The 8,915-nt window shown below is 40.2% G+C and carries 8 protein-coding genes and 1 tRNA gene; 2 read left to right on the plus strand and 7 right to left on the minus strand.

All coding sequences use genetic code 11. The features are described from left to right. Window positions 1-288 precede the first annotated feature (288 nt). Genes hemG through ADA56_RS01965 form a run of 3 tightly spaced genes read right to left on the minus strand, consistent with a single transcriptional unit; the run spans window position 289 to window position 2,880 of the window. Complete coding sequence (hemG, locus tag ADA56_RS01955) at window positions 289-795, minus strand: menaquinone-dependent protoporphyrinogen IX dehydrogenase (RefSeq protein ID WP_049368945.1); 507 nt, start codon at window positions 793-795, stop codon at window positions 289-291. Next, on the minus strand, window positions 795-2,258 hold the full coding sequence (locus ADA56_RS01960) for a TrkH family potassium uptake protein (RefSeq protein WP_049368946.1): 1,464 nt from the start codon (window positions 2,256-2,258) through the stop codon (window positions 795-797). The genes hemG and ADA56_RS01960 overlap by 1 nt, the downstream gene beginning before the upstream one ends. A gap of 10 nt (window positions 2,259-2,268) precedes the next feature. Beyond that, entirely contained in the window at window positions 2,269-2,880 is a 612-nt protein-coding gene (locus ADA56_RS01965; RefSeq protein ID WP_049368947.1) for a YigZ family protein, read from the minus strand. A 115-nt stretch (window positions 2,881-2,995) separates the two neighbouring features. On the opposite strand from ADA56_RS01965, the gene tusA reads away from it, so the two are divergent. Further along, complete coding sequence (gene tusA / locus ADA56_RS01970) at window positions 2,996-3,235, plus strand: sulfurtransferase TusA (protein ID WP_049368948.1); 240 nt, start codon at window positions 2,996-2,998, stop codon at window positions 3,233-3,235. Between the two features lie 28 nt (window positions 3,236-3,263). Here the strand turns inward: tusA and ADA56_RS01975 are convergent, their stop codons facing one another. The 3 genes from ADA56_RS01975 to selA are packed head-to-tail and all read right to left on the minus strand — an operon-like array spanning window position 3,264 to window position 7,412. Further along, a complete protein-coding gene (locus ADA56_RS01975) occupies window positions 3,264-4,166 on the minus strand; it encodes an RsiV family protein (protein ID WP_049368949.1) in 903 nt (300 codons plus the stop codon). A gap of 7 nt (window positions 4,167-4,173) precedes the next feature. Then, a complete protein-coding gene (gene selB, locus ADA56_RS01980) occupies window positions 4,174-6,033 on the minus strand; it encodes a selenocysteine-specific translation elongation factor (RefSeq protein ID WP_049368950.1) in 1,860 nt (619 codons plus the stop codon). Continuing rightward, on the minus strand, window positions 6,030-7,412 hold the full coding sequence (gene selA / locus ADA56_RS01985; protein ID WP_049368951.1) for an L-seryl-tRNA(Sec) selenium transferase: 1,383 nt from the start codon (window positions 7,410-7,412) through the stop codon (window positions 6,030-6,032). Before selA ends, selB begins: the two co-directional genes overlap by 4 nt. Before the next feature lie 72 nt (window positions 7,413-7,484). Between selA and ADA56_RS01990 the strand changes: the two genes are divergently transcribed. Then, a tRNA-Sec gene (locus ADA56_RS01990) sits at window positions 7,485-7,579 on the plus strand. A gap of 149 nt (window positions 7,580-7,728) precedes the next feature. Here ADA56_RS01990 and tuf read toward each other — a convergent pair. Beyond that, window positions 7,729-8,913: an elongation factor Tu gene (tuf, locus tag ADA56_RS01995; protein ID WP_005635637.1), complete on the minus strand. Its 1,185-nt coding sequence runs from the start codon at window positions 8,911-8,913 to the stop codon at window positions 7,729-7,731. Window positions 8,914-8,915 lie beyond the last annotated feature (2 nt).

Consider the following 8,915-nt stretch of genomic DNA (forward strand, 5'->3'; position numbering starts at 1 on the left):
TATGAATTTCTAGTTAGCACCTATTAAGACTTCAAAATTAAAAAATATTTTTAAAACAAGTCAATCAACAAGTGCCCACACAGATTGTCTGATATATTGTCAAAGAGCAAAAAAGAACGACGCACCGGTTTTTCTTAAGAGTCACAACAGCGCGTCGTTGTGTGGGGCGTATTATAGGCATTTCAGATGCCTTTGCAAGATCTTTTTGTAAAAAAATGTAAATTTTTTCTTAGTTGAAGATCTTTTAATCAAATAGTCTAAAAAACACTATTTTTATGGTGTTTTATTCTACGAATTAAGGCTTTCAGTAAACGCCTTTACTTTTCCCCAATCTGTATATTCAATTTCTTTGGTCGTATCCGTTTCACCACCTGTAATTTTCATAATCAATTGGATCATGACACGATCAATCCATTTATAGCGTGGATATAACAATGCACCTGCAAATACACCTACTTTTGCTGGCGTCCATTTTATGCGTTGAAGGAACTTACACACATAGGCATTTCCCTCTGGCGTATCTTTTCCTTCTTTTCTCGCGGTCAAATTTACGCCAAAAAAGACCGCACTTTTTGTATTCAGCAATTCATGATGGCGTTCTACAAAATGGTATAACTGTTTATTAAAATGACCATAGCGAATGGATGCTCCAATAATCACCCGATCAAAAAATTGAAGATCCAGTTCCTCCGTTAGCGGTGAAACTACTATCTCTCCTTCAAGATACTGAACCATAAATTCAGCAATCTTTTTTGTTTGCCCATCGTGGCTTGAATATAAAATTAATGTTTTCATTATTCCTTCCAAAATGCCGGTGTGAAGAGCGCCAATAGTGTGAAGATTTCTAAACGACCGCACACCATCGCAATAGTTAGTACCCATTTAGCACTATCTGGCATCGCTGTCATATTACTGCTTACTGAACCTAAGCCTGGTCCAAGGTTATTAATACTTGCCAACACTGCATTAAAGGCATCAAAAGGTGCAACACCGCAGGCAATCACACTTAACAAACAAATAGTGAATACCAATAGATATGCAGAGAAAAAGGCCCAAATACTCCCAATCACACGTTCATCAAGGACATTTTTGCCCCATTTAATTGGATACACTAAATTTGGGTGAACAAATCGCTTCAGCTCTCTCGCACCTTGAAGGTATAACACTAAAATCCGTGCAACACGCAAACCGCCACCAACAGATCCCGCACAGCCCCCAATAAAAGACGCAATAATTAATAACATTGGCACAAAAGAAGGCCACTCAACGAAATTTGATGTGGTGTAACCAGTCGTCGTTGAAATCGATACGGCTTGGAATACGACTTGTTCAAAATCTTGCCATGAGGAATCAAAATATTGATGGCCTATCATTACCAATGTACAAGCCACGATAAGCAAAATTTGAATACTCATAAAGAAGCGGAATTCTGGATCTTTTGTATAAATCTTCAAAATATTTTCTCGTCCTAAGGTCGAAAATGCTCTGAAGTGCAATGCGAAGTTACAAGCCGAAATCCACAGGAAAATGACGGTGATAAAATTAATCGCTGAGCTATTAAAATACCCGATGCTAGCATCATGCGTAGAAAAGCCGCCAATAGATACGGTTGAGAAACTATGCGTAATCGCATCGAACGGTGTCATACCCGCTAGCCAGTAAGCCAAAGCACAAGACATGGTTAAAAAGAAATAAACAAACCACAATGCCTTTGCCGTTTCCGCTATCCTAGGCTGAATTTTCTGATCTTTCATTGGGCCTGACATTTCTGCACGGTATAACTGCATTCCGCCAATACCCAATAAAGGAATAATCGCAATCGCAAGTACGATGATCCCCATCCCGCCTAACCATTGTAGGAATTGGCGATAAAACAGAATGGCTTTCGGTAAATTATCTAATCCCGTCATGACGGTAGCACCCGTGGTTGTTAGCCCAGAAAATGCCTCAAACACGGCGGAAGCCACTGTTAAATGGGGGGAATCAAATAATAGCAATGGCAAGGTTGCTAGCCCACCTAGAACGAACCAAAATGCCACCACTATTAAGAAACCATCACGAGATCGCAATTCTTGTTTGTGGTGATGACAAGGCCACCAAAGCAACATGCCCACGGTTAAGCTCAATGCAAAAGCTTGCATAAACGCTTTACCGCCGCCATCGCCATAAATAAGCGCCACAAAGGCTGGAATCAGCATCGTGCCGGAAAAGCACATAATTAAAATGCCGATAATCCGAATAATGGATAAAATATGCACAATATCTCGCTTAATTCATTTCTTCTAATTTCAACGTTCCTGCCGAACGCTCAATTAATGCTTGTTCAAAAGGTTTAATTTGATCTTCACTAATGCCTAACTGCAATGTAATCTGCACTTGAAAATCTTGCTGATAAATTTCAATTTGATGTTGTTCACATAAAATTTGGATCCAATTTAATTGTGCATAATCACAATGAACTTGGAATAACTGACGTTCTACTTTTCGTTCAGTTTCTAATAATTTTAAAGCTTGCTGCACACCATTTCCATAAGCACGAACTAAACCGCCAGTGCCTAATAAAATACCGCCATAATAACGAACAACAACGGCACTAATTTCACCAATTTGACTACCTAGCAAAGCAGATAGCATCGGTTTCCCTGCAGTGCCTGCTGGCTCACCGTCATCGGAAAAGCCTAATTGTTGAGAATCCGTTGGCTTGCCGGCCACGGCTGCCCAACAATGATGGCGGGCATTAGGGTGCTGCGCTTTAATTTCTGTCCAAAAAGCTTTGGCTTGTTCAAGTCCTTCCGTATGTTGCAAATACGTGATAAATCGACTTTTCTTAATTTCTTCTTCAAAAACGACCGCACTTTTGGGGATAAGGTATTCAGCCATGGAATATTATTCAAGTAAATTTGTTGCGTAGTTTATCATTGATAGCGGATTTATCGAAATTTCCCCATAATTATTGTATGATGTAGCTCAATTTCAATAAAACTAATGAATAACAATGACTGAAATTACTGTCGATAAAACCCTTGATACCGTTGGTTTACGTTGTCCTGAACCTGTAATGCTCGTGAGAAAAAACATTCGCCACATGAATGAAGGTGAAGTATTGCTTATTTTGGCGGACGACCCTGCCACTACTCGCGATATTCCCAGCTTCTGCCAATTTATGGAACATACGCTTTTAGCGAGTGAAACCCAAGCCCCCCCTTTTAAATACTGGGTGAAAAAAGGCCAATAAAAATGCGGCCAATTTTGACCGCACTTTGTTATTCTTCCGTATTACTCGAAACGGGGTAATACTGTTTCTGAAGAAATTCAGGCTTCAATAGCGCAGAGGCATTCCACCACGCAATCACCAGCTCCTGTGGTCCTTCTGCATAAGACGCAATTTCATACACGTTATATACAAAATGAATCCCATCATGATCTAAATAGAAATTATCAGTCACCTCAAAAGCATCTTTTGATGTAAATGCTTCCTCATCCTTTATCTCACCATATCGAGTGTAACGTTCCCAAAGCAACTCTTTTAATTTAGCTTGCTGGTTTGGTTTAAAAGCATCATCAAATGAAAGCAGTTTCTTCGTTTCTAAATCAACATTAAGATAATGATAACCACCAACTCCATGAGCGCCACCACCATAGCTGTAATAGTTTATTAAAAATACAGCAAGCTTACCTCTTTGGTGACTAAATGCTAAATCTAAGGTTTCATCAATCCCCATTATTGGAGATTCCAACATTTCTTTTTTGGCTTCATCATATGCTTTTTGGTAATCTGCAACTAGCTGCTCACGGCTTCTTGGTTTACCATCAGCATTTTTTGAAATTTGCTCTAAAAGTAGTGTATCTAACCACTCAATATTCGTTTTTAGTGTAGAAATACTGTAATGAAGTTTACCTTCAGTAGGGACATATTCATCTTCTTTGGTCGATTTAGGGTATTTGATGGTTTCCTCTTTATCAAAAATCACATCATCTTGAGCAATAATTGCCGGAATAACCTTCTCAGCCTTCTCTTTTTCAGCTTTTAATTGCGTATTTTCTGCCGTCAGTTGCGCAATTGTCTGTGTTTGTTGCTCAATCGTTGCTTTCGCTTCTTTATCTTCGCAACCTGTTACCGTAAAAAGTGCGGTTAAAATTAAGGCTGAAATAAATGTCTTTTTCATGTATTACCTATAAATCAAATGTGTCTTTATCACGTAGAATATGATCATTGCCTTTACGGCGTAAAAAGCCGGTACGATCAAAATATTCCATTAATTGCACTGTCAGTTTTCGACCAAAATTAAGCTTATCACGTAATTCATTTACAGCAACTTTACCTTCTTCACCTGCCATTTCCTTAATTAAGCGAGCATAAGCATAAATGCTCTCTGTCAGGAAAAAACGATCTTTTACGATTGGCGTGAGGTAACCTAGCTTACCCGCTTTATACATAAAATTACGCATTACACTTTCATCTTGCGCCAATGCCGTTGCCATATCACGCACCCAAATGGCTTGTCCATGCGCCTTTTCAAATTCTGCTAACACCGCTTTCCATAATGTTTGCTCTTCAGCTGAAAATTGGATTTTGTGTGAAGGCAAATGTAACCAACCGCGGGTTTGCTGCAATTGACCTTCATCAAGCATTTCTTCAATGAAATGATAAATCAGATTTTCTGGTTGGTTTAAAGTCGCAATACGGTATAAACGGGCTTTACTCAAACCAAGCTGATCATTATGTTGCTCATGATAGGTAGCAAGTGCGGTCAAAATTTGCTGCGTTTTTTCACGTTGATAATCACGATTAAAACACCAATTTTGGAAACGAATATCACCGTTTTCAGCCAACGCTTCTGCCAGTTGATTTTCAGTTAGCTGCTCACTCCACATTAGCGCTTGAGCTGAAACCGCCTCTTTTTGTAAGGTCAATCCGATGCGTTGTGTGGCGGTTTTAGCCTGATTAAGTTTAGCCAAGAACGCTAAACGAGCCTCTGTACGCTTATAACGTTTTGGTGAATGAATTTCGAGTACCTTGGCACCACCAACTAAAGCTTTCGCATCGCCACTACGTAAAATTAATTTATCCCCGAAGGCCAAAAATAATGACTGCTCTAAAATGACTTCCGCCAAAGTGCGGTCATTTTTCATTGCATTTTTGCTTTCAAGCAAAGTAAGCTTACCTGTTGTGCGGCTTGCAGCATGATAAATGTGCACAGGCTGACTGTCTTTCAAATTCACTCCAGGCGTAATTTCAATGGTAATACGATCAGTTGGCTCAAGTGGTTCTGAGGCTAACAACCAATCGCCACGTTGCATTGGAATACGATCTAAATCGACATTTAAATTGAGCGCTAAGCGTTGACCAGCCAAGCCTTTTTCGCTCGGCGTATTCTGAGCATGAATATTCTTAACGCGAACCTTTTGTCCCGTAGAAAGGAAGAGTTCATCATCAATGGATACAGTACCCGCAAATGCTGTGCCCGTTACCACTGTCCCCGCCCCTTTCACGCTAAAGACACGGTCGATAGCATAACGAAACGGTTTATTTATTTCGGCTAATTCCGGTAAATTGGCTAAATAATCACGTAACGCATCAATGCCTAAGCCTGTTTGTGCCGATGTAATAAAATAATGAGATTGAGCTAAGAATGGATAATCCGTTTGAATTTGTGTTTTTAGTGCCTCGATTTGCTCATTTGTTGCTCGGTCAGCCTTGGTAATCACTACCATGATTTCAGTAAATTGAAGCTGACGCAAAATCGCTAAGTGTTCTTTAGTTTGTGCGGCAATCCCTTCATCGGCTGCAACAATAAGCATGGCATAATGCACACCACCAAGCCCGGCCAACATGTTGGCGAGAAACTTTTCATGGCCAGGTACATCAATAAACCCGAGCACTTTCTCTTTTAAAGGTAAATAGGCATAGCCTAAATCAATAGTCATGCCACGTTTTTTTTCTTCCGGCAAATGGGCGGTATTCGTACCTGTCAGTGCTTTTAAAAGGGCTGTTTTACCATGATCGACGTGCCCTGATGTAACTATGATCATAATTTTTCCACCATATCTAATAATGCCTTAAAGTCAGCCACGCTACGTAAATCTAACCAAATCTTTCCTTTCTCAACACGGCCAATTATCGGCTGTTCTAACGCTTTGAATATTGCTAAAAGTGCGGTCAATTTTGCCTCTGTTTTTTCAGCTATCGTTACCGCAATAGAAGGAATCGTCGCCATCGGTTGAGAGCCACTCCCAATCTGAGCAAAGCTTTCTTCAATCTCAACGTTGTAATCTTTTAAACGATTTGCTAAACAGGCTTTAAGTTGTTCAGCTTTTTCTTTTAATACATCTATTGATTGGGTGAGTAAATGTAAAGTTGGCAACGTTTCAGTGAGTTTTTCGGGTTGGAGATAAAGGCGTAATGTTGCCTCAAGCCCGGCTAAAATCACTTTATCACAACGCAACACGCGCTTTAATGGGTGAGCTTGTAACTGAGCAATCCACTCTTTTTTACCGACGATAATACCGGCTTGTGTTCCACCCAATAATTTATCGCCCGAGAATGACACTAAGTTTACGCCTTGTGCAACTTTTTCTTGCACCGTCGGCTCATTTGGTAAATTATATTGGCTTAGATCAATCAATGCCCCACTACCCAGATCCGTAATAACAGGAATATCAAATTCTCGCCCAAGATCAACCAACTCTTGTTCTGAAACCGAAGCAGTAAATCCACTAATATGATAGTTACTGCAATGTACTTTCATTAAGAAGGCGGTATTTTCATTAATTGCTTGACGATAATCTTTCAAATGTGTGCGGTTTGTAGTTCCGACTTCAACCAGTTTACAACCTGCTTGAGCCATAATGTCTGGAATACGAAATGCTCCGCCAATTTCAATTAATTCCCCGCGAGAAATAATCACTTCTTTATCTTTTGCAAAGGTGGCCAACATCAAGAGCACAGCAGCTGCATTGTTGTTAACGATACAAGCAGCTTCTGCACCTGTGAGTTGTGCAAGTAGCTCACTAATATAATTATCCCGATGACTACGTTTGCCTTCTTCCAAATCATATTCCAGTGCAACATTACCTTTCATCGCATGAAGTGCCGCTTGTTGTGCACTTTCAGCCCATAATGCTCGCCCTAAATTTGTATGTAATACCGTGCCCGTTAAATTATGAACTGATTTAATTTGTACATGATTTTGTTGAGTCAATCGTTCTTGTAAATAATGCAATGTACTTAGATGATCGGCAAAAAAGTGCGGTAAATTTTGATGCTGTTTAATAAACTCGCGCCCTTCAGACAATAATTGGCGCAATTCACGCACGACAGCTGAATGACCAAATTCAGTTAAAAGCATTTCACCTTCTGGTGTTTTTAAAAATTTATCTACCGAAGGAAGTTGTTGAAAAAGTGCGGTCATTTTTAATTCCTATTTCAAAATGGCGTTGAATTGCAAACTAATTTACGCTAAAGTAACTGCAATTTCAATAACGGAAGGTCGTCATCTCCGGTGAGGTGGCAGGACTTCAAATCCTGTTGGGGACGCCAGCGTTCCCGGGTGGGTTCAACTCCCATGACCTTCCGCCACACTTTTCTTCCTAACAAATATCCCTCTTTTCTAAACATTCATATTTTTATTTTAAATTTCATTACAATTTTGCAATATTTCAGGTAAACAAAAAGGCGTATCTTTCGATACGCCTTCTTTATCTAACTTGTTACAGTTAATACATCAATTATTTGATGATTTTCGCAACAACGCCAGCACCTACTGTACGGCCACCTTCACGGATTGCGAAACGTAAACCTTGGTCCATCGCGATTGGGTGGATTAAGCTTACTGTCATTTTGATGTTATCACCAGGCATTACCATTTCCACGCCTTCTGGTAACTCGATTGTACCTGTTACGTCAGTTGTACGGAAATAGAACTGTGGACGGTAACCTTTGAAGAATGGAGTGTGACGACCACCTTCATCTTTTGATAATACGTAAACTTCTGATTCGAAATCAGTGTGTGGAGTGATTGAACCTGGTTTCGCTAATACTTGACCACGTTCGATTTCTTCACGTTTTGTACCACGTAATAATGCACCGATGTTTTCACCTGCACGACCTTCGTCAAGTAATTTACGGAACATTTCAACACCAGTTACTGTTGTTTTCGCTGTTGGTTTGATACCAACGATTTCAACTTCATCACCAGTACGGATGATACCACGCTCAACACGACCTGTTACTACTGTACCACGACCTGAAATTGAGAACACGTCTTCGATTGGAAGAAGGAACGGTTGGTCAATTGCACGCTCTGGTTCAGGGATATAAGTATCTAAGTGGTTTGCTAACTCAAGAATTTTTTCTTCCCATTCTGCAACGCCGTTTAATGCTTGTAATGCAGAACCACGTACGATTGGTGTATCATCACCTGGGAAATCATATTGAGAAAGAAGTTCACGAACTTCCATTTCTACTAATTCTAATAACTCTTCGTCATCTACCATGTCGCATTTGTTTAAGAATACGATGATGTAAGGTACACCTACTTGGCGACCTAATAAGATGTGCTCACGAGTTTGTGGCATAGGACCATCTGTTGCTGCTACTACTAAAATAGCACCGTCCATTTGTGCCGCACCGGTAATCATGTTTTTAACATAGTCCGCGTGTCCTGGGCAGTCAACGTGTGCGTAGTGACGAGTTGGAGTATCGTATTCAACGTGTGAGGTGTTGATGGTGATACCACGCGCTTTTTCTTCTGGCGCGTTATCGATTTGGTCGAATGCACGAGCTGCACCACCGTAGTGTTTTGCTAATACGGTTGTGATTGCTGCTGTTAAAGTTGTTTTACCGTGGTCAACGTGGCCGATTGTACCCACGTTTACGTGCGGTTTTGTACGTTCAAATTTTTCTTTAGACATTT

It is taken from the genome of Parahaemophilus parainfluenzae, assembly GCF_001055095.1.
In the GTDB taxonomy this organism is placed as follows: Bacteria; Pseudomonadota; Gammaproteobacteria; order Enterobacterales; family Pasteurellaceae; genus Haemophilus_D; species Haemophilus_D parainfluenzae_Z.

What these genes read in the sequence shown, in the direction of transcription:
- hemG (WP_049368945.1), bottom strand. Translation starts at nt 795, where the DNA reads ATGAAAACATTAATTTTATATTCAAGCCACGATGGGCAAACAAAAAAG.
- ADA56_RS01965 (WP_049368947.1), bottom strand. Translation starts at nt 2,880, where the DNA reads ATGGCTGAATACCTTATCCCCAAAAGTGCGGTCGTTTTTGAAGAAGAA.
- tusA (WP_049368948.1), top strand. Translation starts at nt 2,996, where the DNA reads ATGACTGAAATTACTGTCGATAAAACCCTTGATACCGTTGGTTTACGT.
- ADA56_RS01975 (WP_049368949.1), bottom strand. Translation starts at nt 4,166, where the DNA reads ATGAAAAAGACATTTATTTCAGCCTTAATTTTAACCGCACTTTTTACG.
- selB (WP_049368950.1), bottom strand. Translation starts at nt 6,033, where the DNA reads ATGATCATAGTTACATCAGGGCACGTCGATCATGGTAAAACAGCCCTT.
- selA (WP_049368951.1), bottom strand. Translation starts at nt 7,412, where the DNA reads ATGACCGCACTTTTTCAACAACTTCCTTCGGTAGATAAATTTTTAAAA.
- tuf (WP_005635637.1), bottom strand. Translation starts at nt 8,913, where the DNA reads ATGTCTAAAGAAAAATTTGAACGTACAAAACCGCACGTAAACGTGGGT.